Annotated in this window: 21 protein-coding genes and 3 pseudogenes; 9 read left to right on the forward strand and 15 right to left on the reverse strand. The window is 67.8% G+C overall.

The genetic code is table 11. The features are described from left to right. Positions 1-407 precede the first annotated feature (407 nt). From E4191_RS03850 to E4191_RS03865, 4 genes are read left to right on the forward strand one after another with little or no spacing between them, the layout of a single operon-like run. On the forward strand, positions 408-7,640 hold the full coding sequence (locus tag E4191_RS03850) for a cupredoxin domain-containing protein (protein ID WP_135312230.1): 7,233 nt from the start codon (positions 408-410) through the stop codon (positions 7,638-7,640). Then, positions 7,625-9,475 (forward strand): hypothetical protein, encoded by a 1,851-nt coding sequence (locus E4191_RS23630; RefSeq protein ID WP_176562623.1) that lies wholly within the window; start codon positions 7,625-7,627, stop codon positions 9,473-9,475. Before E4191_RS03850 ends, E4191_RS23630 begins: the two co-directional genes overlap by 16 nt. Further along, positions 9,472-10,068 (forward strand): SCO family protein, encoded by a 597-nt coding sequence (locus tag E4191_RS03860; protein WP_135312231.1) that lies wholly within the window; start codon positions 9,472-9,474, stop codon positions 10,066-10,068. Before E4191_RS23630 ends, E4191_RS03860 begins: the two co-directional genes overlap by 4 nt. Then, positions 10,065-11,057, forward strand: coding sequence for a c-type cytochrome (locus E4191_RS03865; protein WP_135312232.1), 993 nt, complete (start codon positions 10,065-10,067; stop codon positions 11,055-11,057). The genes E4191_RS03860 and E4191_RS03865 overlap by 4 nt, the downstream gene beginning before the upstream one ends. A 50-nt stretch (positions 11,058-11,107) precedes the next feature. Here the strand turns inward: E4191_RS03865 and E4191_RS03870 are convergent, their stop codons facing one another. Together E4191_RS03870 and E4191_RS03875 are read right to left on the reverse strand one after the other, a co-directional pair. After that, positions 11,108-12,481 (reverse strand): amidase, encoded by a 1,374-nt coding sequence (locus E4191_RS03870; protein ID WP_135312233.1) that lies wholly within the window; start codon positions 12,479-12,481, stop codon positions 11,108-11,110. A 112-nt stretch (positions 12,482-12,593) separates the two neighbouring features. After that, positions 12,594-13,655, reverse strand: coding sequence for an SDR family oxidoreductase (locus E4191_RS03875; RefSeq protein WP_135312234.1), 1,062 nt, complete (start codon positions 13,653-13,655; stop codon positions 12,594-12,596). A gap of 99 nt (positions 13,656-13,754) precedes the next feature. Here E4191_RS03875 and E4191_RS03880 point away from each other — a divergent pair, with 99 nt between their 5' ends. Then, positions 13,755-14,159 carry a winged helix-turn-helix transcriptional regulator gene (locus E4191_RS03880; protein ID WP_135312235.1) on the forward strand — a complete coding sequence of 135 codons (405 nt, stop codon included), beginning with the start codon at positions 13,755-13,757 and terminating at the stop codon, positions 14,157-14,159. Positions 14,160-14,174: 15 nt separating this feature from the next. Here E4191_RS03880 and E4191_RS03885 read toward each other — a convergent pair whose 3' ends face one another. Then, positions 14,175-15,023 carry a glutamine amidotransferase-related protein gene (locus E4191_RS03885; protein ID WP_228461520.1) on the reverse strand — a complete coding sequence of 283 codons (849 nt, stop codon included), beginning with the start codon at positions 15,021-15,023 and terminating at the stop codon, positions 14,175-14,177. A 214-nt stretch (positions 15,024-15,237) separates the two neighbouring features. Between E4191_RS03885 and E4191_RS03890 the strand changes: the two genes are divergently transcribed. Next, the gene (locus tag E4191_RS03890) at positions 15,238-15,984 is read left to right on the forward strand and encodes an SDR family oxidoreductase (protein WP_135312237.1); all 747 of its coding nucleotides are present in this window, start codon (positions 15,238-15,240) and stop codon (positions 15,982-15,984) included. 149 nt (positions 15,985-16,133) lie between these two features. Beyond that, positions 16,134-16,813: pseudogene (locus E4191_RS03895) on the forward strand (IS5 family transposase); the annotation flags it as partial. Position 16,814: 1 nt separating this feature from the next. Here E4191_RS03895 and E4191_RS03900 read toward each other — a convergent pair. From E4191_RS03900 to E4191_RS03920, 5 genes and pseudogenes are all read right to left on the reverse strand, one after another. After that, positions 16,815-17,111 carry a hypothetical protein gene (locus tag E4191_RS03900; RefSeq protein WP_135312238.1) on the reverse strand — a complete coding sequence of 99 codons (297 nt, stop codon included), beginning with the start codon at positions 17,109-17,111 and terminating at the stop codon, positions 16,815-16,817. After that, positions 17,111-18,767, reverse strand: a pseudogene (gene tnpC, locus E4191_RS03905) (IS66 family transposase). Before tnpC ends, E4191_RS03900 begins: the two are co-directional and overlap by 1 nt. Beyond that, a complete protein-coding gene (gene tnpB / locus E4191_RS03910) occupies positions 18,658-19,176 on the reverse strand; it encodes an IS66 family insertion sequence element accessory protein TnpB (protein WP_456320279.1) in 519 nt (172 codons plus the stop codon). The pseudogene tnpC and the gene tnpB overlap by 110 nt, the downstream one beginning before the upstream one ends. After that, positions 19,173-19,379: a hypothetical protein gene (locus E4191_RS03915; RefSeq protein ID WP_135312239.1), complete on the reverse strand. Its 207-nt coding sequence runs from the start codon at positions 19,377-19,379 to the stop codon at positions 19,173-19,175. The genes tnpB and E4191_RS03915 overlap by 4 nt, the downstream gene beginning before the upstream one ends. Positions 19,380-19,394: 15 nt before the next feature. Continuing rightward, positions 19,395-19,541 (reverse strand): transposase, encoded by a 147-nt coding sequence (locus E4191_RS03920; RefSeq protein ID WP_176562624.1) that lies wholly within the window; start codon positions 19,539-19,541, stop codon positions 19,395-19,397. A 187-nt stretch (positions 19,542-19,728) separates the two neighbouring features. Between E4191_RS03920 and E4191_RS24965 the strand changes: the two are divergent. Then, positions 19,729-19,869 (forward strand): annotated as a pseudogene (locus E4191_RS24965) (IS3 family transposase); the annotation flags it as partial. 109 nt (positions 19,870-19,978) lie between these two features. Here the strand turns inward: E4191_RS24965 and E4191_RS24105 are convergent. The 7 genes from E4191_RS24105 to E4191_RS03950 form a co-directional block, all read right to left on the reverse strand. Further along, positions 19,979-20,584, reverse strand: coding sequence for an IS630 family transposase (locus E4191_RS24105; protein ID WP_228461522.1), 606 nt, complete (start codon positions 20,582-20,584; stop codon positions 19,979-19,981). Then, positions 20,571-20,816, reverse strand: coding sequence for a COG3415 family protein (locus tag E4191_RS24110; protein ID WP_228461524.1), 246 nt, complete (start codon positions 20,814-20,816; stop codon positions 20,571-20,573). Before E4191_RS24110 ends, E4191_RS24105 begins: the two co-directional genes overlap by 14 nt. Before the next feature lie 152 nt (positions 20,817-20,968). Continuing rightward, positions 20,969-21,187: an SDR family NAD(P)-dependent oxidoreductase gene (locus E4191_RS03930; RefSeq protein ID WP_135312241.1), complete on the reverse strand. Its 219-nt coding sequence runs from the start codon at positions 21,185-21,187 to the stop codon at positions 20,969-20,971. Beyond that, positions 21,187-22,200 carry a benzoate 1,2-dioxygenase electron transfer component BenC gene (gene benC / locus E4191_RS03935; RefSeq protein ID WP_135312242.1) on the reverse strand — a complete coding sequence of 338 codons (1,014 nt, stop codon included), beginning with the start codon at positions 22,198-22,200 and terminating at the stop codon, positions 21,187-21,189. The genes E4191_RS03930 and benC overlap by 1 nt, the downstream gene beginning before the upstream one ends. 76 nt (positions 22,201-22,276) lie before the next feature. Further along, positions 22,277-22,786: a benzoate 1,2-dioxygenase small subunit gene (gene benB / locus E4191_RS03940; RefSeq protein ID WP_135312243.1), complete on the reverse strand. Its 510-nt coding sequence runs from the start codon at positions 22,784-22,786 to the stop codon at positions 22,277-22,279. Positions 22,787-22,791: 5 nt separating this feature from the next. Next, a complete protein-coding gene (benA, locus tag E4191_RS03945; RefSeq protein ID WP_135312244.1) occupies positions 22,792-24,174 on the reverse strand; it encodes a benzoate 1,2-dioxygenase large subunit in 1,383 nt (460 codons plus the stop codon). An 86-nt stretch (positions 24,175-24,260) separates the two neighbouring features. Next, on the reverse strand, positions 24,261-25,589 hold the full coding sequence (locus E4191_RS03950; protein ID WP_228461526.1) for a muconate cycloisomerase family protein: 1,329 nt from the start codon (positions 25,587-25,589) through the stop codon (positions 24,261-24,263). Positions 25,590-25,708: 119 nt separating this feature from the next. On the opposite strand from E4191_RS03950, the gene E4191_RS03955 reads away from it, so the two are divergent. After that, complete coding sequence (locus tag E4191_RS03955) at positions 25,709-26,203, forward strand: MarR family winged helix-turn-helix transcriptional regulator (RefSeq protein WP_176562625.1); 495 nt, start codon at positions 25,709-25,711, stop codon at positions 26,201-26,203. The last annotated feature ends 264 nt before the right edge of the window (positions 26,204-26,467 follow it).

Consider the following 26,467-nt stretch of genomic DNA (forward strand, 5'->3'; position numbering starts at 1 on the left):
AAGTGGGAGCCATTCGTCAGGCAATCTGCGGCAAGGTATTGGCGGACCGAGATGAAATTCGGGAGTCAAAAAGAAACGAACTGAACTCGCCGGAATAACTTTCGTGGAATGCAAATTTGCGGGATGTGCATAATATTAACTATATATTGTCCAAATAATTGTATTCTATGTAAATAATTTTAGAGTTTTGTCATTCCTATCAAATCACACGAACTGTTTCAATCGAACGCCTTGCGAAGCTGATGTGACAGACATAATCCGAAATCAATAAATAATTGCCACGTCGACCGACTCGTGGCAACCTCGTTCATGTTATCTCCTGATGAATTTCGGTGAATGGTTTTGTCGGCTTGGCCCGAATACAGGCGGCGCCAAGGGCGGCCGTTTGTTAAGCTGTAAGAGGCGCCATGTTTCGGACATCCGCTTTTATCTCCCGCCGTTTTCCTCGTCGCAGCGCGGCGTCCCTGCTGCTGGGTCTGGCCGTCCTGCTGCCCCCCGACCCGGCCCTTGCGCAGAAATCGCCGCCCGAAGGAACGACGTTCCACACCCAGTGCCAGGAGGCTGCGGGGGATCGCGATCTGCGCGTCGTCTGTGCCGATCTGGTCGCGCTGGACCAGATGCTGGTCTACAACCGCTTCGGCTCGTTCAACCCCTTCGGCATGATCTTTGCCCTGCGCCGCGACGTGGTGCCGATGTCGCTGGACGACACGCCCGCCGCGATCGACTGCGGGACGGATACGGGCACGCAGGAGGCGACAGCCGGCGCGCTGAGTGCCGGGGGGGTGCGCCTGCGCGACTGCCGCCGCCCGCGCCCGCTGGTGCTGCGCGCGAATGTGGGCGATCTGATGTATCTGCGGGTGACGAACCTGCTGGCCCCCGGCGACGGGCCCGGCGATCTGGCGCCCCTGGACCTGTCGGCCGATTTCTGCCCGACCGGGCCCACCGATGATCCCAGCCGCGCCCAGGTCTCGGCCCAGATCGCGCGCGACGAGGGGCCCTTCGCGCAGCACGGTACCTGCTTCGGGACTCGACCCTCGGATGCCGGCGGGGCCGACGCGGCCGATGGCGCGCCCGACTGGCCGCGCACGCGGTCGGTCAACCTGACCCTGCAGGGGCTGCGGCCCCTGGCGCTGCCCGGCGAGAGCGCGCCGAACCCCGCCTGCTCGGGCCTCGATGCCGTCGCGCCGAACGAGGCGTTCACCTGCCTCTTCGAGGTCGTGCAGGAGGGGACGCATTTCCTGTCCAGCCGCGCCGCGCCCTCCGGGGGCAATGGCGATGGCGGGTCGATCACACATGGGCTGTTCGGTGCCGTCATGGCCGAGCGCCCGGGCACGCGCTGGTATCGCAGCCAGGTGTCGCAGGCGGCGATGGATGCGGTCTGGGCCCCGCGCGCGGACGCGCCGCGCCATGCCCGGCAGGACTGGCTGGATTACGAACATCGGATCGGAGAAGTGCCGGTCCTGAACATGGCGCGGTCGCTGGACGGCGCCGCCTTCGGGCAGGCCCGCGCGGTCGAGCTGGTCCATGCCGATCTGAACGCGATCATCTGGTGCGACGCCGCATCGGCTGCCGCGCGGGCCGCCCAGCCTTTGGGCTGCGCCGCAGGGACCGATGCGGACGCCGGCACGGTCGAGCCGGTGTTCAGCGCCTTCCGCGAATTCTCGGTCTTCTTCCATGACGAGCTGAAGACCTTCTACACCCGCAATTTCGAGGAACTGGCACAGTTCGGCCAGCTGGCCGGGGTGCGCGACGCCTTCGCGATCAATTACGGCGCCAGCGGCATGGGCACGCTGCTTCTGGCCAACCGCAAGGGGATCGGCCCCTCGGCCAGCTGCATGGAGTGCCTCTACGAGGAGTTCTTCCTGACCTCCTGGGCCAATGGCGATCCGGCGCTGCTGGAATGGTATGCCGACGATCCGTCGAACGTGCATCATTCCTATCTGAACGACCCGGTCGTGTTCCGCAATTTCCATGCCGGACCCAAGGAGACGCATGTCTTCCACCTGCACGCGCATCAATGGTTCGCGGGCAACGATCCGGGGCGCGGCAGCTATCTGGACAGCCAGACCGTCGCGCCGGGGCAGGGGTTCAGCTATAACATCTATCACGGCGGGCGCCGGGACGGGCAGGGCGGTCCCTTCGTGGCGGGCTCGGGCAACCGCAACCGGACGGTGGGGGATTCGATCTTCCACTGCCACCTCTATCCCCATTTCGCCCAGGGCATGTGGGCGCTGTGGCGCGTCCATGACGTGTTCGAGGATGGCAGCCGCAAGCTGCCCGATGGCCAGGCCACGCCCGGACTGTCGGCGCAGATCCGCGCCCCCGAGGAGGCCGACTTCACCCGGACGGGCAGCGTGGACCCCCGCACCGGGGCCTGGCTGGACCGCGACGATCCGGCCACGCCCGACCGGATCGAGGGCGCGGGCACGCCGATCCCCGCGCTGGTCCCCCTGCCCGGAGAGCCGTTGCCCCCGCTGCCCAGCTATGCCGACCCCGCGGCGGCGGCCCTGCCCGACGCGACCGACGAGGATCAGGCCGCAATGCAGCCGGTCGCACCCCCGGTCCGGCGCACGGCGGACAGCCTGCCGGGGCGCCGGGGCGTGCCGTCGATGGGGTTGCGGGACCGTGCCCTTGTCCGGGACGGACCGGAACGCCTCATCCGAACCGAGGCCGCCGCCCCGGTGGACCCCGATGCGGCCCCCCGCATCGATGCCATGCCCGGCTATCCCTTCTATATCGCGGGCGCGGCGGGCCATCGCCCCCCGCAGGCGCCGCGCGACATCGCGCGCAGGCTGGATGCCGACGGCCAGCCCACCGACGACTACCTGTCGGGCGGGCTGGGGCGGCATGTCGTGACCGGTGCCGACCGCAAGCTGGACTACCTGACCGACGACATCCTGGCCCTCGATACGGCGCTGGCATCCGATCTGGACGCCCCGGGCAACCTGCGGCGGCTGGAGGCGCTGCGCAGCCGGATCGTCGCCAAGGCGCTGGCCCTGGGCGACATGAGCGCGCATCTGGACAATGCCCGCATCCGCGCCCTGCACCCCGAGGGCGAGCCCTTGGAACAGGCGGCGCAGGCCTTTCACCATGACGGCGCCGGGCTGACGGTGCTGCAACCGGACGGCACGCCCGCCAGCGCCTCGGAGGGGTCGTATCAGACGCTGACCGCGCCCCTGCCGGGCGGGTCCGACATGCCGCCGGGGCGGTTCCACGTCAACGGTGCGCCGGCGGCCCCCGGGGCGCCCTTCGCCGATCCCTGCGGCGGGGCGCCGGTGCGCGACGGGCCGGCCAGCGGCAACGATCCCTTCGTGGGCGGTGCGGGCTATGTCACCGATCCCGACCTTCTGGGCTTTCGCCGCTACGAGGTGTCGGCGGTGCAGCTGGATCTGGTCGTCAACCAGGCGGGCTGGCACGATCCGCAGGCCCGCATCGACGTGCTGACCGACGGATCGGACGGCTACAAGGATGCCGGCGCCGAGACGCGCGACCGCATCTCGCCCCGCATCCGCGACGACAGCGAGCCGTTCTTCTTCCGCGCGATCTCGGGCGAGTGCATCGAGTTCCGGCACACGAACGAGCTGCCCAAGGATCTGGAGCTGGACGATTTCCAGGTGAAGACGCCGACCGACACGATCGGGCAGCACATCCACCTGGTCAAGTTCGACGTCACAGCCTCGGACGGGTCGGGCAATGGCTGGAACTACGAGGACGGCACCTTTGCCGCCGACGAGCTGATGGCGCGGCGCTGCGCCAATCTGGCCTCGGAGGCGCCCTTGCCCGACAATCCCGCCTGGGGCTTCACGGCCCCGACGCCCGCGCTCTGCGATGCGGCGCATGACAAGGCCAGCCCGCTGTCGCGCATCTGGCGTCTGCCGATGGGCGAGGGGCCGGACGGCAGCCCGCACACCGTCGATGTTCCGGGGCTGGACGATCCTGTCGAGACGCGCGATCTGTTCCAGACCACCGTGCAGCGCTGGTTCGCCGATCCGATCATGACGCTGGATGGCGAAGGCCGGGTGCAGGACCGCACGATGCGGACGGTCTTCAGCCACGACCATTTCGGCCCCTCCTCGATCCAGCAGCACGGCTTCTATACCGCGCTGCTGATCGAGCCCGGCGCGGCCCGCATCTGCGACCCGGCCGATCCGCAGGACTGCACGGCGCAGGTGCAGCCGCAGACACCGTTCCGGGCGGCCGATGCGGATGCCGATTGGGTCGGCAGCCACAAGGTCATCCTGGCCAACGCGGCCAGGGATCCCTTCCATCCCGACTACCGCGAGTTCGCGCTGGCGGTGGCCGATTTCGCCCTGCTCTACGATCCGCGCGACCGCGACGACATCGCCGCGCTGGACGCCGATCCGGACAGCGGCCGCGACGGCATGGCCCGGCTGGATTGCGAGGCGCTGCTGGCCGCCACGGGGCGCGGGACGCAGATCGACGCGCTCTGCGGCAATGGCGGGGCGGGCGAGCCGCAGGTCGTGCCCGCATGGTGGGCTTCGGGCGCGCCGGGCGGCGGCCTTGCGGCGGATGACGGGCCGGATGCCAACCTGATGCGCCCCGAGGATGCGGACAGGCTGCGCGCGCATCTGGTCGCCTATCGCACCCGCGCCGCCTCGATCGACGGGCAGCCGGTCGAGGGGCCGGTCCTGGCCCGCCCCGTCGCCCCGCCCGCGCGCCCCGAATCGATCTCGGTCGATCACCACGACCCCTATCTGGTGAACTATCGCAACGCCCCGATCCCGCTGCGGCTGGCCACCAAGAATGCCGACGGCTCGGCCAGCGCCGATTGCGCGCCCTTCGCGATGAGCGCGCCCGGCGGTGTCCCGGGCGGCGATTCCGACAGCGAGGTGGTCGCAGCGCTGACCGAGGGCCGGATGCCGCTGTGCAGCTATCGCTATCAGCTGTCGGGTCTGGCGGGCGACGCGGCCTATGCGCTCAGCTCCTTCGCGCCGGGGCGGCGGGACGTGCCCACGCGAGAGCCCGAGACCCCGCGCTTCGAGGCCTATCAGGACGAGCGGCTGATGTTCCGGCTGATCCAGGGCGCGCAGGAGGTGCAGCACAGCTTCAACGTCGCCGGTCTGGCGGGGCCGCGCAATGTCGACCAGCGCCATGCGGGGGGGATGCGCGCGCTGGCCGTATCGACCCCGCCCGCGCGCCAGGCCTGCTTCGACGCCGTCCGCCGGACGCGGCCGGAATGGTATGACACCTGGCTGGACATGACCCCGGACCTGAGGGACCTCTATGATCCGGCGGACGCGGACGATCAGGCGCAGCTGGAGTATTTCGCCCGACTGGATGACGCGCTGGCCAATTGCGACAACCTGGAAGGCTATACCTTCGCGCAGGAGGTCGGCATTTCCGAGCATTTCGAGCTGCGCGGGCGGCTGCGGGCCGATGTCGGCACGATCGAGGCCAATGATCCGACCGCAGCCACGACCGGGGGCGGCATCCCCGAGGCCTCAGACTATCTGTACAATTTCGGCACGATCGATGCGCTGTGGAACGGGGCCTGGGGCCTGTTGCGGGTCTATGCCGACGAGGCCGGGCGCCGCGACCTGCTGAGCCGCTGGCAACCGGAGGGCGTCACCGACGCGGCCCCCGTTCCGCCGCTGCCCCCGATCCGGCGCATGAGGCAGCCAGCGGAAAGCGGGGCGGAGACCGCCGTTCCGGGGCTGCTGGCCGATGCGCCGGGCTGCCCGCTGCCGACCGACCCGCGCGCCGGCCCCAACACCGCGCTGCTTCTGGTCGCGCTGCGCACGGCCGACCTGTTCCCGGGCGGCACCGACTATGGCGGCCACCGGCGCGATCCCGACGGGCTGATGCTGGCCGCGCTGAACCCCGACAGCCTGCCGATGGCGGGTGGGGGGCGGCGCGACATGCGCGACGATGCGGACTGGACCGGCGCGAACCGGCCCCGGACCGACGCCGTCCTGGCCGCCCTGCGCAACGTCTATGCCCGGCCCGAGCCGCTGGTCGTGCGCGTCAATGCGGGCGATTGCGTGTCGATCCGCTATCTCAACGCCCTGCGCGAGACCGCCCCGGGCGCGGGCATGCCCGACCAATTGGGCGATGCGCTGATGCCGCCCATCGCGCCCCTGAACACCGATCCGCAGATATCGGTCTCGGATGGCGGGACCACGCGCGAGACGCGGGTGCAGGGCACCCTGTCCGCCACGACACGCCCGGTGACGGGGCTGCGACCCTCGGCGCATCTGGCGCTCAGCATCGGGCTGCCGGGGGGCGACCTGATCCGGACGCTGCCCCTGGGCTATGGCATCAATGCCCCCCCGATGGCCCCGGCCGAGGGTGGCAGGGTCACAGTCTCGGGCGAGCTACGCTTCTACGCGGGACGGATGCGCATCGCCCCGCCCGAGGGCGCGCAGCACGGGACCGATTTCAACTCCGAGATCGCACAGAAGACCGTGAACAACATGCGAGGACGCCTGCGCGACTGGCTGGGTCAGCCGGAGATCGAGTTCTCGGCGGTGCGTGTCGCGGACGATCAGGCCGCGCAATTCACCGTGCTGGGCACGGGGTTCAGCGTCGATGGCGCCGACCTGACGCCCGCGCAGGTCGAACAGCTACGCGCGATGGCCGCGACCCTTCTGCACAAGCATATCCGCTGGATCCCCTATGCCTATGGGCCGGTGCCCGTGCGGGTGACGGGCGACATGATCGCGCAGACAACGCATGGGCTGTTCGGGGTGATCGATGTGGTGCCGCGCGACTGGACGCTTCCCGCGGCACTGGTCCCGCCGATGGCGGCGCCCGACAGCGACACTGCGCTGGCCCAGGTGCTGGCCGAGGTCGCGCCCGGAGATGCCCCGACGTCCTCTGCCCCGACGTCCTCTGCGCCGGTCTGGCGCAGTGCGGCGGTCGCCCCGGGCTTCGGCGCGCCGGCGCGCTTTGCCCCGGGGCCCGATCCCGCGGGGGCGGCGCAGCGTCCGGTGCGCGAGTTCGTGATCTTCTATCAGGACGGGCTGAACCATCATGACGCCCGGTCGCTGATCCAGTGGAGGCTGGAGGCCGAGGGCCAGCCCGCCGCCGTCACCAGCGCCGCCGCCGCCTTCGGGGCGCTGCCCCGGATCACGCCCGACTGCCTGGTCTGCGACGACAGCTACGACTGGGGCGAGCAGGGCGTCAGCTATCGCAGCCGCCCCTTTGCCAGCCTGCTGCGCTTTGCCGATATCGGCCCCGGCGGGCGGATCGAGGCCAGCGACGACATGAACGCCCTGACCTTCCCGGACCGCTTCCTGGCGGGGCAGAGCACGCGCCTGGACGGCAGCGACCAGTCCGACCCCGACCGCCAGCCCCTGACCCTGCAGGCCTGCCCGGGCGAGCAGGTCCTGATCCGCGCCGTCCATCCCGGCGGGCGTGCCCGGCAGAGGGCCTTCGCGCTGACCAGCATGGGCTATGACGACCTGTTCCCCGGTTTCGGCTTTCCCAATGCCGCGCTTCTGGCGCCGGTCAAGTCGGTCTCGGCCTGGCTGTACCCGCCGACCGTGCCGGGGCCGGAGGGCACGCGCGTTCCGGCCGAGGGGACGGTCCTGTGGCATGACGGGCCCAGCCACATGATGGCGGGCGGCACCTGGGGGCTGATCCGCTTTGCCTATGGCGCGCAATGCCCCCGGCCCTAGATCGCCTTGCGCGGGCCTTGCGGGCGGGCCTCGTCGCGCTGGCCGTCTGCATCGGACCCGGCGGGGCGCAGGCGCAGGAGGCGGCGCTGCGGGCGCCGCTGTCGGCCCAGATGCGGCTGACCGGCGCGCAAGGCGCCCCCTTGGACCTGATCCAGCCGGGCCAGCCCTTCGATGTGGGGATCGAGTTCACCTCGGCCCTGGGCGCGGTGCCCGGCGACCTGGCGCCGATGGCCTGGCTGCGCGACCGCAGCCCCTCGGACCTGCCCTGCGGCGAATCCGCGGCCGCCTTCCGCGCGGCGGGACGGGCCTCGATCGGCAGCGTCGATCTGAACGGCGTCGTTCTGGGCGTGGTGATGGAGGATGGCGCGCTGACCATCCTGGACCCCGAACGCGCCTTGGGCACCGCCAACCTGCTGGCCGCCCACCGCTTCGATCCGCCGCCGCAGGCGATCGCGGCCGACCCGGTGACGGGGCAGTTCCTGGTCAGTCTGGCCGGTCGCGGCGCGCAGAAGGGGCAGGTGCTGGCGATGACGCCCTATGGCGAGACGTCGGTGCTGGCCGGGGGGCTGGACCGGCCCGGCCCGTTGGTCGCATCGGTGGCGGGCGGGGGCTGGGTCCTGGAGGAGGGACGCGGCGACGTGCTGCGGCTGCACTCGGACCGGGCGCCGCAGCGGATCGACCTCGATGCGCGCCAGATCGCGGGCGACGGCGACAGCCAGCCCGCGCGGCGCCTGGCCGTGCTGTCGCCCGACCGGCTGACGGTGCTTGAGGATGACGGGCGCATCGCGCTGCAGACCCCCGCACCCGGCGCGCGGGCCGTGGGGCTGACCTCGGAGGCGGCGCTGTGGCTGGCCCCGGGCGCCCTGCATGTGATCTGGCTGGATGCCCCCGACCAGCCGACGACGATCCCGCTGCCGGGTGATTTCGACCGCGTGGCGGTCAGCCCCCAAGGCCGCATCGTCTATCTGCATGCGCGGGGCCACACCGGCTTCGGGATCGTCGATCTGGCCTTGGGCCGCATGGTGCAGGGCGCCGGGACCGACAGCCCGGTGGCCGAGATCGCCTTCCTGCCCGACACCGCGATGCTGCGGCTGGCCGACGGGTCGGGCGTCGGGGTGATGGACCTGCGCCAGATCGATCCCGGGGCCGAGGCGGTGGTGGGGCGCGTCGCCCTGGGCCAGCCCGACCCTGCCGCGCCCGACCCCGCCGCACGCGAGGGGGCCGGACGCGCGGGGGCAAGCCTGTTGGCGCCGCTGCTGCCGGAACCGGCGATGCTGGCCGTCCATGCCTCCAGCTATTCGGGTTTCGTGCTGAACGGCAGCCACGCGATCAGCGGCAAGCCCCCGATGGAGGCGATGCGCCTGCGCGGCGGCATCCCGCGCCATGTCCGGGCGCTGGACCGCAGCCTGCGCCAGACCGCGCCGGGGCGCTTCACCGCCGCCGCCCGGCTGCCGCGCCCCGGCGATTGGGAACTGGTCGTCAGCACTGGCCTGGGCCAGCTTGCCTTCTGCGCGCCGGTGCCCACGCCGCCCGCGCCCGCGCAGGTCGCCACGACGGGCCGGATCGATGCGCAGTCCCTGTCGGACGGGCGGCTGCGGCTGCGCTTCGTCGCGCCCGACGGCACGCCCGCCGCGGCTCTGACGGGGATGCTGGAGCTGGCCGCCCTGACCGGCAACTGGCGCGCCCGGCAGGGATTCACCACCGATGCCGAGGGGATGACCGCCGACAGCTACGATCTGCGCGCCCGCCTGCCGCTGGTCGTCACGGCGCGCGACGCGACCCTGCGCGACCAGCCCGCAGGCTTCGCGCCGCTGGTTCTGGAGGAGATCCGATGAGGCACCTGGCCTTCGTGCTGGCCCCCGTCCTCGCGCTGACCGGGGCCGATGCCGCGGCGCATGAGGGGCACGTCCATCCGCCCGCCACCGCCATGAGCGAGGCCCTGTCGCGGGAGCACCTGCTGCTGCCCGACATTCCGGTGACCGATGCCACGGGTGCGACCGAGGGGTTCCGGACCCGCTACGGGCAGGCGGGGCCGGTGCTGATCTCGTTTCTCTATACCGGATGCGACGACACCTGCGGGATGATCCGGGGGGTGATGCAGCTGGTCGATCAGGACCTGCAGCGCCCGGATGCGCCTCGGCTGACGCTGATCGCGGTCTCGGTCGATCCGGCGCGGGACACGCCCGAGGCGCTGGCCCGGCAGGCCGCCCAGATGCAGGCCAGCGCGCGGTGGGACTGGGTCGTGGCCAGCCCGCGCGACACGCCCGCGCTGCTGTCGGCCTTCGGCCTGCCGGCGGGCCCGGTCGAGGCGCATGAGGCGGTCTATCTGCTGGGCGATCTGGCCACGGGTCGGTTCCTGCGCATCCCGGGCGTACCGGACCCCGACATGCTGATCCGGCATGCCCGGGACATCGCGTCCGGCTCATGAGGCGGGCCGCCATCCTGTGGCTGTCGATGCTGGCCGGGCCGGTGGCCGCGCAGGACGGGTCCGCACAGGATGGCGCGGCAAAGGACGGTGCGGCGGTGTTTCACCGGGCCGAGGGGCTGACGGCGCATCTGGCCCGTCCGGACGGGCCGGTCCTGCCACAGGGGACGCTGACCTGCGCGGGATGCCACGGCGCGGATGGCGCGGGCGGGACCGAGGGCGGGGCCGCGGCCGCGCCGCCCATCGGGTGGGCCGCGCTGGCTGTGCCCACGCCCGACCGGCCCGCCTATGACAGCGCCGCGCTGGCCCGCCTGCTGAGGACGGGCGTCACCCCCTCGGGGCGCACGATCTCGGCCGGGATGCCGCGCTTTCAGGGCGAGGATCGGTCGATGGCGGCGCTGGTCGCCCATCTGCAGTCGCTGGACCGGTCCGAGCAGCAAGGGCTGGGGCCCACCCATCTGGCCGTGACCCTGCCCGTCGATCCGGACCTGCGCCCGGCGGCTCTGGCCGCCATCGCGGCCTTCAATGCCGAGGGCGGGGCCTTCGGACGCCGGATCACCGAGGGCGCCCCGGCCTTCCTGGACCTTGGCGCCGCCCTCGCGCAGCTTCTGCCACGGCTGGCCGAGGCCGAAGACCGGCGGGTGACGGCGTTGCTGCAGGCTGATCCCGGCCTGCAGCCGGCCCGCCTCGTCGACGCCGCCGCGCCCGACGCGCCGCGGCGGGTCGTCGGCACGCTGGACCAGATCGGCCCGCAGCTGGCCCGTTTGCTGGATCGGCCCGGCACCCAGGCCGTCGTCATCGGCCCCCCGCCCGAGGCGATGGCCTGGGCCGTCGACCACCGCCGGACGGGCAGGGCGGCCCATGCCTATGCCGCCACGAGTGCCGTGCTGGGCCTGCTGCGGGACCACGGCCGGACCCCGACGCGCAGGCGGCTGGCGGAGGATGTCGAACGGCTGGATCCGTCCGGGCTGGTGGAGGTCTACCGGAAGTGAGCCAGGGACGAGGTTCGCGGGTTGACAGGTCAGCTGGGCCTCTCAGCCTCTCAGCCTCCCCGGACGTCTGGCGCCTGCGCGATCCAGTCGGTGGCGGCCTCGTAGTCGCGGCCCAGGTTCAGGACCGTCGCATCCTGTCCTCGGTGGCCGATCAGCTGCAGGCCCATGGGGGTGCCTGCGGGGCCGAAGCCCGCCGGGACGCAGAGCGCGGGCAGGCCGGTCAGCGAGGCGGGCACGACGACCTCCATCCAGCGGTGATAGCTGTCCATCGCCGTCCCGGCGATCCGGGCGGGCCAGGTGAGGTCGGCGTCGAAGGGAAAGAGCTGCGCCGAGGGCAGGGCCAGGATGTCGACCTCCATCGCGGCGGTGCGGCGGAACCAGTCGGACCGCAGCGCGCTGGCGCGGCGGATCTGGTCCGCCGTGGCGGCCCGCCCGCGCTCGATCTCCCATCGCAAGTCGGGCTTGACCATGTCGGGGGCGCCGTCCAGCAGCGTGCCCAGGGTTCCGGCGATGGTCCAGCTGCGCAGCAGGGTCCAGGCCTCCCACAGGGCCTCGGCCGGGAAGGGCGGGGCCATCGGCGCGACATGGTGGCCCAGATCCTCCAGCACGCCCACCGCCGTGGCGCAGAGGTCCAGGACCCCCGGTTCCATCGCATAGGCGCCGCCCCAATCGGCCAGCCAGCCGATGCGCAGCTTGCGCGCGGACGCCTCGGGGCGGTAGGGGCCGGTGGAATGCGGGTGGCGGGGGTCGTGCTGCGACTGCACGGCCAGCAGCAGCTCCAGATCGCGGATCGAGCGGGCCATCGGCCCTTCGGTCGACAGCTGCGGCAGGAACAGATCGCCCGGTCCGCCGCCCGCCACCAGCCCGTAGCTGGGACGGAAGCCGAAGACGTTGTTCCAGCCCGCCGGATTGCGCAGCGATCCCATCATGTCGGATCCGTCCGCCAGCGCCACCATCCGGCAGGCCAGCGCCGCGCCCGCGCCGCCGCTGGATCCCCCGGCCGAGCGGGTCGGGCCATAGGGGTTGCGCGTGACGCCATAGACGGGGTTGTAGCTGTGCGAGCCCAGCCCGAATTCCGGCGTGTTCGTCTTGCCGATGATGACCGCCCCCGCCCGGCGCAGCCGCGCGACCATGGGGCTGTCCGCGACCGGCACATGGTCGCAGAAGGCGGGCGAGCCATAGCTGGTCACGATGCCCGCCGTGTCGGCCAGATCCTTGATCGCCATGGGCAGGCCCTGCAGGGGCCCGGCGGGCGCCCGGGCGGCCTCGGCCAGCAGCTCTGCCCGGGGGCGCAGGGCGACGATGGCGTTGATGCGCGGATTGATCTCGTCGATCCGGTCCAGCGTATTTACCATCAGCTGCTGGGGCGTCAGGGTGCCGGCGCGCAGGGCCGCCAGCTGCCGTGTGGCGTCTTGCGTGATCATTGGGGCGGTTCCTTCTGGCTGGGACGGAGGTCTGGCCGCCATCCTGTCCCAGCCCGCCCCGATGGGGAAGCCATGGCGTCGCCCCGGCGGCACGGCGCCGGGGCGGTGCCCCTCAGGGGATCAGCCGATCCTGCCGCAGCCGCTCGAAGAGGTCGAAGAACGCCTGATCGGTCGCCACATAGCCGGTGAAGCCCATCCGGCGGCTTTTGGACATGTCGGTCACCACCTCGATCGGACGGCCCAGATCGGCATCGGTGTGCCAGGGCGAGGCCAGGCGGCCCAGGTCGGGTTCGGCCAGCCCCTCGCGCGCCGCGATCTCGGCCCAGAGGGGGGCGTCGTCCTGCATCTGCGCCTCCAGCGGGCGGGGCGTGCCGTCGAACTCCTCGGCCTCGATCCCGAACCAGCCGGCGATGCGGGGCCACATCCAACGCCAGCGGAAGACGTCGCCATTGACGATGTTGAAGTCCTGATTGCGGGCGGCGGGGGTCCCGGCGGCCCAGATCACCTGCGCGGCCAGCTGCCGGGCATCGGTCATGTCGGTCAGCCCGTTCCACTGCGCCGCCGATCCGGGGAAGCGGAACGGCCGCCCGGTCTCGCGGCAGAGCGTGGCATAGGTGGCCAGCGTGGTGCCCATGTTCATCGCATTGCCGACCGCCTGGCCGATGACGGTATGCGGGCGATGCACGCTCCAGCCAAAGCCGTCGCGGTCGGCGGCGGCGAACAGCTCGTCCTCCTGCGCGTAGTAGAAGTTGGCGACGTCCAGGCGGCCCTGGTCCTCGCGGAACGGCGTCTGGGGCAGGCGGCCCTGGCCATAGGCCTCGAAGGGGCCCAGGTAATGCTTGAGGCCCGTGACCAGCGCCGCATGCTGCAGGCTGCCCACCGGGCGCAGCGCGTCGAAGAGGTTGCGGATCATCGCGGCATTGACGCGGATGTTCTCGGCCTCGGTCGGCATGCGCAGCCAGGTGGTCAGGAACACATGGCTGGGGGTCAGGCCCTGCAGCGCGGTGGCGAGGGATGCGGGGTCCAGCAGGTCGGCGGCCACGGGGGTCACGCCCTCCTGCGGCTGCGGGGTGCGGCTGAGGCCGAGGACGGTCCAGCCCTCGTCGGCCAGCTGCCGGGCGATGGCGCTGCCTTGGATGCCGGTGGCGCCGACGATCAGTGCGGTGCGGGTCATGGCTGTCTCCTGTAAGGTGTCGACCCATCAGGTAGGGGCTTGCGCCCGCATCCTCCAGACGGCACCATTTCGGGACCTAGGCACCGAAGGGTTACCATCATGCAGGCCACCGGCCCCGATCAGGACTGGCGCGAGGATTGCGCGCCCCGCCGCGTGATGGAGCTGTTCTCGACCAAATGGACCAGCATGATCCTGCACACGCTGCAGGCCCGCCACGCAGGCGCCGCGCGCACCGGGGTGCTGCAGCGCAGCCTGCCGGGCATTTCCAAGAAGATGCTGGTCCAGACCCTGCGCGAGATGGAGGCCAGCGGCCTTCTGACCCGCCATGTCGAACGGGTGGTGCCGCCGGCGGTCGAATACCGGCTGACGCCCCTGGGCCACCGCTTCGTGGGTCTGGTCGATCTGGTCTATGGCTGGGGGCGCGACAATGCCGACGCACTGGACCAGCTGCAGGAACGGGCGACCTCGCGGCGGCGCGGCGACGGGGCCGACCCTGCGCCCTGAGGTCCGCCCGGGGGATCACGCCATCGCGGTCGAGCGTTCGGTGATCATGGCCAGGAAGTTGCGCAGTTCCAGCGTCCGCCGCGCGGCATCCGTCACCTCGGCGTCCAGTCCCAGCTGCCAGGCAAGGTCGCGGCGGTGGGGGTCGTCGTTCAGCGCCTCCAGCCGGGCGGCGTGATCCTCGATCGCGGCGCTGTCGCGCGCCAGACCCTCGTCGACCAGGTTCTGCGCCTGTCGGCGCAGCGAGGCGGCGATCTCGGCCAAGGTGATCTCGGGGTGGTACTGCACGCCCCAGAACAGACCCGCGCCATGCCGGATCTCGACCGCCTCGACCGGGGTGTCGGCGTTGCGCGCCAGAAGGACGGCGCCGGGGGGCAGGGTCGTCACCACGCTGGAATGCATGGCCGGGGCGGACCAGACCGCAGGGCGGCCCTGCAGCAGCGGATGGGTCCGGCCGGCATCCGTCATGGTGATGTTGCGCGCGAAGGCGGCCTCGGTCCCGCTGGTGCGGGGCCCGGTCGCGCCCCCCGCCGCCACCGCCGCGATCTGCAGGCCCGCGCAGGATCCGAAGGACGGCACCCCGGCCTGGAACACCCCCGCCATGAAGCGCGCCGCCGCCCGCGTCTCGGGCGTGTCCTCGTGCATCTGGATCGGCGATCCGGCGAAGAAGACGCCGTCGTAGCGGGACAGATCGGGCAGCTCGGCATCGCCGCCGTCGACGCAGGACAGGCTGTCCACCGACAGGTCGTCCCGCAGCCCGCGCAGGGTCCGGGCATAGCTTTCGTCCGAGGAGGTGCCCGCGGATCGGCGCCGGGTGCTGCGTTGGGAGGGGGTCTCGCTGGCGACGATCAGGACGCGAAGGGGCACGTTGAACAGGTCCGTGGCTGGGGAATGGGCAGGGGTAACGGGGCGGGCGCCCTTCCGTTCGCACACGATCCCGACATCCCGGGCGCGGGGGGCCGCGCGCAGGACCGGCTTGCACGGCGCGGATGCGCATGATCCAGATGGAGCGATGACACGGGGCCGGCCGGATGGCGGCCCGAGCGGACAGGGGCGCCCGAGGCGCGGAACGGAGGGTGACATGGTCGATCTTCAGGGAAAGGTGGTGCTGATCACCGGGGCAAGCCGCGGCATCGGCGCCGCCGCAGCCCGCGCCTTCGCCGCGGCGGGCGCCCATGTCGGCGCCATGGCGCGGACCGAGGCGGCGGTGTCGGACCTGGCCCATGAGATCGGCGGCACGGCGATCTGCGGCGATGTGGCGCGGGCCTTGGACCTGGAGCGCGCGGTGGCCGTCCTGCACGACCGCTTCGGGCGGCTGGACGTGCTGGTGAACAATGCGGGCCTGATCGGACCCATCGCGGATCTGGCGGCCGTCGATCCCGAGGCGTGGGGGCAGGCCATCGACGTCAACCTCAAGGGCGTCTTTCACGGGATGCGCGCGGCGCTGCCGGTCATGCGGGCGGGCGGGGGCGGGACGATCCTGACCGTGGGTTCGGGCGCGGCCCATGCCCCGCAGATCGGGTGGAGCGCCTACTGCGCCGGCAAGGCGGGCGCCCTGATGCTGACCCGCGCGCTGGACCACGAGGCGCGCGCCGAGGGCATCCGCGCCATCAGCCTGTCGCCCGGTACGGTGGCCACCGACATGCAGCGGACGATCCGCGCCAGCGGCATCAACCCGGTCAGCCAGATCGACTGGTCGGTCCACATCCCGCCCGAATGGCCCGCGCGCACGCTGGTCTGGATGTGCACCCCTGCGGCGGACAGCTTCCTCGGCTCCGAGATCTCCCTGCGCGACGAAGCGATCCGCCGGAAGGTGGGGCTGGGGTGATGGCTGATCCGTGGCACATGATGGGGGGTTCTTTCGGTGGTCGGCTTATTTTCGGAGCGCAATGCTTCGGAAGCACCGCCTCACTAGGGTCAGGATGCATTGATTTCCGTTTCGCTGCGTGATTCATGGCCCGGAAAAGGAGTGGCGAAATGAGCGACCTTTTTTGGCTGACTGACGCTCAGATGGCACGCATGGCCCCTTTTTCTTATAATCCTACGGCGAGCTGCGCGTTGATGACAGTCGGGTTATCAGCGGGATTATCTTCATGACCAGAAATGGCTTACGCTGCCGCGACGCATCTACCGCCTATGGCCCTCACAGACGCTTTGCAGCCGTCGGAGTCGTTGGAGCGGAAAAGGCATGTTAGCCCGGATGATGGCCGGACTTGCTGCCGAACACGGTGGAGAGACGACCGTGATGATAGACGCGACATACCTGAAGGCACATCGCACAGCGACCAGAATGGCCGTCAGAAAGGGGGGCGTGGTCGCTTGATCGGCTGCAGTTCGAGGATCAGGAAGCAGTCCGGTGGACTGTTTCCCTGAGTACGGGTGGCATGAACACCAAGCTGCACGCCATTTGCGACAGCCAGGGACGGCCGCTCGACCTGTTCATCACCGCCGGTCAGGGAGCGATCATATCGGCGCATGGGCGCTGGTCCAGCGGCTCGCCAAATGTCAAATGGCTGCTTGGCGATCGCGGTCATGATGCTGACTGGTCGAGAGACGCGTTGCAGGACAAAGGGATAGGCGCCTGCATCCCCGGTCGGAAGCAACGCAGGACGCCGATCAAACATGACGAGGGTCGCTACAAGCGTCACGGCCCGATTGCTACCGCGGACCGTTTTCCTTGACGCGCGCGATGATGTCCGGGTCTTCGACTAAGTCTACAAGAAAGTTACTCCAATGCTCCGGAGTGCGCCTGGAGTCGCGGAGCATGTCGCGCAGCTCGTCGATGCCATGGGCGGTGAGCACGGTGGCGCTCTCGTCGGTGCCGGTGTGGACGCTGATGATGTTTCCGTAGCTGAGGTTGTCGTCGTTGCTGACGATCGCTTCCAGCATTTCCAGGTCCTCGCCGAGCATCCGCGCGACATGGTCAAGGGCGTAGACCTGTGTGACGGTCGCCATCAGGCGGCCTTGGCCTGCGGGGCGGTGCGCGGCGCCCAGTTCCAAGGCAGCAGTTCGTCGAGCCGGTTGATCATGTGATCGTTTATGCGATCGAGGATGTCGGCGAGGTAGGCCTGCGGGTCGAGGCCGTTCATCTTGGCCGTCTCGATGATGGTCATGGCGCGCGCGAGGGTTTTGGCACCGGTGTCGGCGCCTGCAAAGAGCCAGTTCCTGCGCCCGACGCCAATGGGTCGCAGGGCACGCTCGGCCGCATTGTTGTCGATGGCCACGCGGCCGTCCTCAAGGAACAGGCGGAACGACGGCCAGCGGCTGAGGCCGTAGCGGAAGGCACGGGCGAGATCGCCTTTGCCGGGGATGCGCGTGAGCTGCTGCTCGGCCCAGGTGCGGAAGGCCTCGACCTTGGGCTTGCTCTGCTTCTGACGGACAGACCGGCGGACATCGGCGGGTTGCCCCGCCATCTCGCGTTCGATGTCATGAAGCGCGCCGATACGGTCCAGCGCCTCGCGGGCAATCGCTGAGCCCGTCGTGGTCCAGACATCATGGAAGTCACGACGCAGATGCGCCCAACAAGCCGCTTCGCGGAGTTGTGGGGCACCGTCCGGGCCGGGATCGTAAAGCTTGGCATATCCCTTGTAGCCATCGGCCTGGAGAATGCCGCTCGTCTGGCGCAGGTGATCGCGGACGTGTTCTTCTTTCCAGTCCGGGGCGAACCGATAGACCGCCCCGGGGGGCGCGGTTCCCGCCCAAGGTCTCTGGTCGCAAACATAGGTCCAGAGCCGGCCCTTCTCCACGCCCTTGCCGAGGCCCCGGTCTCGCAGGAAGCGGTCCGGAACCCGGATCGGGGTGTCGTCGGCGTGGAGCAGGTCGTTGGCCATGACCTCGGCCCCGATCCTGTCGATCAGGGGCTGGAGCACCTTCATGGCGCCCGCGCCAGTCGACCAGCGTGCTGTCAGGGATGTCCGCGTCCATGCGGGCGAAGATCTCGGTCAAGCGATACAGGGGAGGGTGGTCGTCGAATTTGGAGACGAGAATGTAGGCCAGCAGGGCGGCACTCGCCATGCTGCCCGGGATCGGTCGGCTCGGAGCGGGCACCTGCACCGTTCGCGGGTTCTCTCGGACGGATCGCGTTTACCCGCTTACTCTCGCAGCGGCGGCAGAACTTCTTCGGGCGTGCGATCTCGAGGACCTTCAGCTGCGCCACGACCATGTCGAGGACATCGCTGACGTCCACGCCCACCGGCCGCAGATCGCCACCGCAATTGGGGCAGCAAATGCCAGGGTCGAGCTCGCGGCGCTCACGCGGGGTGGCTTCCGACACACGCGGACGGCGGCGCGCTTTGCGCCCGGCCGCCTCTCCGGTGGGGACCAGCGGTGCGGCCTCGTCCTCGGTCGGCGGCCTGGTGTCGCCCTCGGCGGCGGCGATCAGCAGGTCCTCCAGCGCCAGGTCCAGCTGTTCGATCTCGCGCTGGACCTTCTCCGAGGACTTTCCGAAGGCCTGCTTCTTCAGCTTTTTTCGATACGCAGCCGCAGTGTCTTAATCAGCTAATCATGAGCGCGGATGGTGGCCGACATCGTGGCATTCTCGGCCTGCAAGGCAGCGATCATCGCCTTCAGAAGCGCAGTATCTTCGGGCAGGATTGCGGCATCCGCGGGCATGCCCAAAATTACCACCGGTCACGCATGAACGCCATAAAAACAAGGCGATCCAGCCGGATAAATCATCCCACACGGGCCGGCGCCGCACCCCAGTCCGGCCTCCGCCAGTCGATGCCCTCCCACAACATCGCAGCTGCGCCGAGGTCAAACGCGCAGCTCCGTCGCCCGCGCTTGGCCATGGAAACCGGCCGCGCTCGAGCACCTTGTAGAAGAGGCAGAACTCCTGGCCGTCCCAGTCAAGCAGCTTCAAACGGTCGCCCTTGCGGCCCCGAAACGCGAACACCGCCCCATTCGCGGGCTTCTGCCGCAACTGGTCCTGCGCCAGTGCCGCCAGCCCCGCGATACCCTTCCTCATGTCGGTCGCACCGCAGGCCAGACAAACCCGCACCCCGGTCCCCGGCCCGATCATGCCGTCTCCAACAGCCGCACCAGCCGAACCAGCGCCGCGTCCCCGATCCCGTCAGGACACCGCAGCTGCCGACCGATGCGCAGCACCGCCGTGATCTCCGCCAAGGCCCCACCCGGCTCTGCAGAGACCTCCGGCACAGTCGACATCTCTACCGGCAAGAACTGGGCCGCATCGGACGCCTGCCACAGCCCCTTGCGCAGCATCTCCCCTCGCCACTGCTAGATGTGCTGGCGCGTCACGTCATGGTGCCGCGCAACATCCGCCACGGTCCAGCCGTCCACCCCGACCTCGTCCAAGATCGCCAGCTTGGCCTCATCCGTCCAGCGCCTCTGCCGCTCAACCCCAAGCACCAACCCGTTCCGCATGACAGCCTCCATCGCATATGACGTCGGTAACGACGTCAGTAACGACGCAAGTTAAGGCACAGGCCTCACCCTAGGCAGGCGGCCACAACCGGGTGGTTCCAGAAGAGGTGCTGATTCAGTCTTATCAGGGCAACCAGTCCACTAGAATGGACCGGCCGCGGTCCTGTGCTCCAAGATTTTTGAACATTCGATAAGCCGCCGTGGCACCTGTCACGATAATGCGGTTGCCGAAAGTTTCTTCAATCTCCTGAAGCGTGAACGGATTGGGCGCAGGACATACCTGACCCGCCAAGAAGCAAGTCATAACTTTTTGATTTACCTCAAGATGATCTAAAAAATAATGCGAAAGCACGCGAGGAACGGGGTGCTGTCGCCTGCCCAATTCGAACTGTGGCAGCTTGGTTCGACTCCTTGTCGCAAATTAGAGCCGGTTGCACTCAATCGACCTCATAGCCTGCGGCTTTGAAGTAGTTGTAGCACTCCTCGTCGGAGAACAGGTCGCAGACTTGGCCGACCGCGGCCCATCGCTGATCGTAGGTCCGTGCGGCAGCTTTTCTGACAAGAGCCTTGAGCTTGGCAAATGCCATTTCAATCGGATTGAGATCGGGGCTGTATGGCGGCAGGAACAAGAACCACGCGCCGATATCATGCAGTGCCGCCGCAGCGGCAGGGCTCTTGTGGCTGGAGAGGTTGTCCAGAATGACGACGTCGCCGGCCCGGAGCGTCGGGACCAGTTGGGTTTTGATATAAAGTTCGAACATCTCGGCGTTCATCGCCCCGTCGCTCACCCAAGGCGCGTCCAGCCTGTCATGGCGCAGCGCTGCAATGAAGGTCTGGCTCCGCCAATGTCCAAACGGCGCATGATCCACGAAACGTTGCCCGCAAGGCGACCAGCCGGTGGTCTTGGTCATGTTGGTCTTGAGCCCGGTCTCATCAAGGAAAACCAGCCGCGCCAGATGGTTGGCCATGAGGGGTTGGCGCCTTGCGATCCAGATATGACGCAGGCCAGCAACATCCTGGCGCTTCTGTTCAAGCGCCTGCAAGGCTTTTTTTGTGTGTCAATCCAAGCCCGCGCAACATCCGCCAGACAGTGGCACGATGGACGGCGATGCTGTGGGTTTGGGCCAGTTCAGCCACCAGTTCATTGAGCGTGATCTCGCCTTTGGCGGTGACACGCGCCTTGAGCCAACCGGCGACGCCCACCAGCTTCCCGCACCCGCCGCCATTGCCTTGCTGTCTCGGCGTCAACAACCCGGTCTCGCGTCGCAGCTTCACCAGATCGTTGACAATTTCGGCAAGACCCGAAAGTGCCGCGCCGCCTCGCGATGCCCATGCCCTTCGTCCACATAGGTCACGACCCGGGTCCGAAGCTCCATTGGATGTGGCTTGCCCATCAGATCCCCCATCTCTGCCTTAGCACAAGGGAATCATATCCCATAGTGGCTGCCGGAGTAGGTTTCCAGATCCGCCGAGAAATAGACAGCCTGACCGCCCGCTGCCGTGATGGCATCGGCCACCTCGGCCCCGATTGGCGAGCGGTCGATCACCGCAACCGACGCGCCCTCTTGTGCGGCCCGCTCGGCCACGCGGCGGCCAATGCCCTGCGCGGCTCCGGTGATGGCAAAAACCTTATCCCTGAACCGCATCACGCCGCCGCCTTCGTTTCCGAAGGGTTGAACTTCTCAAACAGGAACGAGGTGGGCGTGACGCCAATGCTTGCCATATGGCTGCGCACCGCCTCGATCATCGGCGGCGGGCCGCAGAGGTAGACATCGGCGGCACCGTCCCACAGGTCGGCGGCGGTCAGGTGGTTGGTGGCATAGCCCTTCAGCGGGTGATCGGCCTCGGGGTCGGCGACGATGGTGGTCAGCGTCAGTGAAGGGATCTTGGCCGCCAGCGCCTGCAGGCGGTCCATCTCGACCAGATCGGCCAGTTTGGTCACGGCATAGACCAGGCGGATAGGCTGATCGGTTCCGGCGGTTGCGATCAGCTCCAGCATTGACAGGAAGGGCGCAAGTCCGGTGCCGCCAGCCAGAAACACCTGGGGACGGGTTACTGGGCGCAAGTAGAACGCGCCCATCGGCCCAGTCAGCGCCACGGCATCGCCAGCCTGCGCGCGGGCTAGGTAGCCCGACATCAGCCCGCCCGGAATGTTGCGGATCAGGAAGGATGCCTCATCCGCCTGCGGGTGGCTGGAGAAGGAATAGGCGCGGGTCTGGTTGGTTCGAGGGACCTGCACATTGACGTATTGACCGGGCAGAAAGCCCATCCCGGCCACCAGTTTCACCCGCAGTCGATACGATGTCTCCGACAGCGCCTCGACCCCCGCGACGGTGGCCTGAACGGTCTGTGCCCCGGTCTTGCAGGCCAGCGACGAGGCAGGAATGGCGATCACGCAATCGGATTTCGGCATCATTTGGCAGGTCAGTACCATGCCTGCGGCTGCCTCTTCCTCGGTCATCGCATCATCTAGGTAGAAGCCCAGTTCAAACTCGCCCCGCTCGGCCTTGCATTTGCAGGTGCCGCAGACCCCGTCGCGGCAATCCATCGGCACGTTGATCTTTTGCCGAAAGGCAGCATCCGACACCTTTTCGTCGGCGTCGCAGTCGATGATGCGGGTGATGCCGTCTTCGAAGTTCAGGGCAATCTTGTAGGTCATGGCTCCTCCTCTCCCCGGCGGGCCTCCTCCTCAGGGGCCGCGCCGAGGTGCCGTTGCGGGACGGCGTCTGGTTGGGTCAGATGTGATAGACGTCGATCACATGGTGGATGCGGTCGTTCTTCAGGATCACCTTTTTCGAGGTGATCAGCGGCGTGCCGCTGGCGGTGTCGATCGTGTAGAACGACGTGCCCCAATAAGTGTCGGTGGTGCCGTAGCGGTAGTTGTGCGTCATCCAGTTGAACCGGATCTGCACCTTTGATCCGTCACGCGACAGCACCTCGATGTTGGTGATGTTATGGCCGGTGCGCGGTTCGGGCAGCGAGGTAGCGCTGGAACGGTCGGTCTTGATGCGGAACACCCGGTCCTCGATCCCGCCCCGGTTGGGGTAGTAGATCAGCGACATCTCGTTCGCCGGGTCCTCGGTCAGGGTGTCGTAGTCATCCCAAGCGGGCATCCAGAACGGGCAGTCGGGGTGATAGAACTGGATCCAGTCGTCAAAGCGGCGGTCGTCGAGCGCGCGCGCCTCGGCGAAAAGAAAGGCGCAGATCGCTTCATAGGACAGGGTGGTTTCGGTCACGGCATTCATCTGTCTTACTCCGCTGCGATCTTGGTTGCGATTGCGGCGCGCTCTGCCTCGACGGCGGCGGCCATGCGTTCGGTCCATTGCGTGTGCTGGATGACGAACAGGCCTTCGTCTTCGGTGCGTGCGCCGGACAGGATCGGTTTCATCCCGATGCGGTCGGCTTCCTCATCCGCGCCGGTGATCCACTGTTTGGCCCCCCGCGTCAGGTCGTTCCACTGCGCGGTGGGGGCAGCAGCATAGCCCATTTGGGTCGCGCGGAATTCTTCCAGATCATCCGGCGTTGCCATGCCCGAGGCGTTGAAGAAATCCTCATACTGGCGGATGCGGCGGGTGCGGGCCTCCTGGCTCTCACCCTTCGGCGCGACGCAGTAGATGGTCACTTCGGTCTGATCCACGCTGATCGGGCGGAAGACACGCAGCTGGCTGGAGAACTGGTCCATCAGGAACAGATTCGGATAAAGGCACAGGTTGCGCAGATAGCCGATCATCCAATCGGCCTTGGCCTCGCCATACTTGGCCACCAACTCGTCGCGGCGTGGGGCAAGCGGGCGGTTCGAAGGGTCAGCCCACTTCGTCCACAGCACCAGATGGCCGTTGTCGAACGAATAGAACCCGCCCTTTTGCTTGTTCCACTTGCTGGCATCGACCGATTTCACCTCGTCCTTGCCCTCATCGGCGCGGTGGCTGGTGGTGGCGACATAGTTCCAATGCACGGCCGAGACGTGATAGCCGTCAGCGCCGTTTTCGGCCTGCAGCTTCCAGTTGCCAGCATAGGTATAGGTGGACGACCCGCGCAGGACTTCCAGTCCTTCGTCGGACTGATCGACCACCATGTCGATCATCACCTTTGCCTCGCCCAGATAGTCCGACAGAGGCATCACATCGGGGTTCAGCGAGCCAAACAGGAACCCGCGATAGCTTTCAAACCGCGCAACGCGCTTCAGATCATGGCTGCCGTTCTTGTTGAATTGGTCGGGATAGCCCGCGCCTTCGGGGTCTTTCACCTTCAGGAGCTTGCCGGTGTTGTTGAAAGTCCAGCCATGGAAGGGGCAGGTGAATGTGGCCTTGTTCTGGCGCTTGTGGCGGCACAGCATCGCGCCGCGGTGCGAACAGGCGTTGATCAGCGCATGCAGCGTGCCGGTCTTGTCGCGGGTGATCATGATCGGCTGACGGCCGATATGGGTGGTGAAGGTGTCGTTGACGTTCGGGATCTGGCTTTCGTGGGCCAGATAGATCCAGTTCCCTTCCCAGATATGCTTCATCTCCAGCTCGAACAGTTCGGCATCGGTGAACATGTCGCGGCGGGCGCGGAAAATGCCCTCTTCGGGCTTGTCCTGCACGATGCCGTCAAGGCGGCGGCTGATTTCGTCGAGTCCTGCGTCGGTGAACATCGTATCCTCCCTCTGTACCCGATGGGCAAATCTCTCCCGTGCGCTGAACCGGGGTTCAACGCTCTGACCCTCCCTCCGAAGGGGTGTTATTCGCCCGCGATGGCCTTAACCGTGACCGTCCGGTCACGGCGGTAGAAGTTCACCTTGTCATCGTCGAGGCTGACCCCGAAGCCCGGCCCAGTGGGCACGGTCACCGAGAAATCTTTATATTCCAGCGGCGTGGCCAGAATCTCGTCCTTGAGCAGCAAGGGTTCGAACATCTCGGTCCCGAACTGCCACTCCGGTACTGTGGCAAAAAGCTGGATGGCGGCGGCAGTGCCAAGCCCGCTTTCCAGCATGGTGCCGCCGTAGAGGTCGATCCCTGCCGCGCGGGCAATGGCGATCACATCGGACGCCGGCTTCAGCCCGCCCGACTGGCAGACCTTCACCGCGAAGACGTCGGCCGACCGGCTGGCGGCCACGCGCATCGCATCGGCTGGGCCTTGCAATACCTCATCGGCCATGATGGCAATCTCATACCCATCGGTCAGCGATTTCAGCGCGGTCAGCTTGTCTCGCGAGACAGGCTGTTCGATCAGGATGCAGCCAATCTCTTGCAGGCCGCGCGCACCGTAGCGGGCTTCGGTCAAGCTCCAGGCCTGGTTCACATCCACGCGGATCGTGCCACGGTCGCCCACGGCAGTGGCAATGGCGGCAACATGGGCGATGTCTTGTTTGACGCTGCGCTTGCCGATCTTCAGCTTGAAATCGCGGTGGCGGCGGGCGTCCAGCATCCGCTCGGCCTCATCAATATCGGTCTGGCTATTGCCGCTGGCCAAGGTCCAGGCCACGGGCAGGCGGTCGTGGATGCGACCGCCGAACAGTTGTCCGACCGACAGGCCAGACCTGCGGCCCAGCCCATCCCACAGCGCACATTCCACGGCGGCGCGGGCGATCGGATTGCCCTTCACGGCCTTTTCCATGTGGACGCTTGCAGCGGTGATCGCATCGGCATCCATGCCGATCAAAGCCGGAGCGACGTAGGTGTCGATCGCCAGCTTGACGCTTTCGACGCTTTCCGGCCCGTAAGACAGCCCACCGATCGAGGCTCCTTCGCCCAGACCCTCGGACCCGTCCGTAAAGCGGATGCGCACCAGGACGACCGACTGGGTCAACATCGTTGTCATCGACAAAACATGTCCCCGCACGGTCGGAACGTCGACGATGATGGCTTCGATACGATCAATCTTCGTCACGGCGTTGGCCTTTTCTTCGGGTCTTTCGATGACCTGAAGATGGCACTGGCGGGCGTCTTTGGTCCAATACCGTTGCGGTCTGGTGCGATACCCAAAGCGCCCATCGCCCTGTGCGCACAGCATCGGAAAGGTGCCGTGCTTGGCACCTTTCGACGTGATGGCGGGCAAACACTGAAGCATCGGCAAACCTGTTGCGTTCAAAGATAATCTTGAAGTGCAACTATTGCATACAGATACTATCTGACGCAAGATGGGTCATCAAAGAGGCGCGTTCACACCAGCGCCTACGGATGGATCAGATGCCCAGTACCGGCTTTTCAAGCAAACGATTGACATATCTTCTGGAAATCATTGCCGACGAAGCCATCGCCGGGAATGATGCGATTTTCCTGCGAGAGCTTGGCTATTCGATCCGCGAAGTTCGCGTGCTGCGAATCGTCGATGACAACCCTGGTGTGACCTTCGTTGATGTCTGGGCCAAAAGCGGTCTTGAGCGCAGTCTGACATCGCGCATCCTGCAAAAGCTGATCGGCGACGGTCTGCTTGTGCGGACATCTTCCGGTACCGACGCGCGCAAATATCATCTCTCCACAAGCGAGGCCGGCAAAGCCCTTCGTGAGCGCGGCAGGGCCGTATCTGACGCGCTTGAGGGGCTGTTGCTGGGCACCTTTCCACCCGAAGATCGCCAGCGGTTGTTTGAACAGATTGAACGGCTTGGGCAATGGGTTCGGTCTGACGACTATAAGCGCGCCTTGGAAGTATATCCGGCGGCAAAGACCGACCCAAAGCCCTAAGATGGTCGTGCACGGCCCGGTCTTGACGGCTGTGCTGTGTGCCGAAACAGGGCGTCCGGGTATGGCCTGATACCTTGTTTAAAATGCGCAGTCGCAAATAGTTGCATCACAAGAATATTTGTGGACGCAACGAAATGACGTCTTCTTTTTGATTCTGGCATGACGCGCAACAGGGGCAGAGCCTTGAGTGGTTCCGGACGCTGCATGCCATGCCGGAAACCGGGTTCTCGGAGAGTCGGACGGCTGCCTATGTGCTGTCTGCTC

This window comes from Paracoccus liaowanqingii (assembly GCF_004683865.2).
Lineage (GTDB): Bacteria > Pseudomonadota > Alphaproteobacteria > Rhodobacterales > Rhodobacteraceae > Paracoccus > Paracoccus liaowanqingii.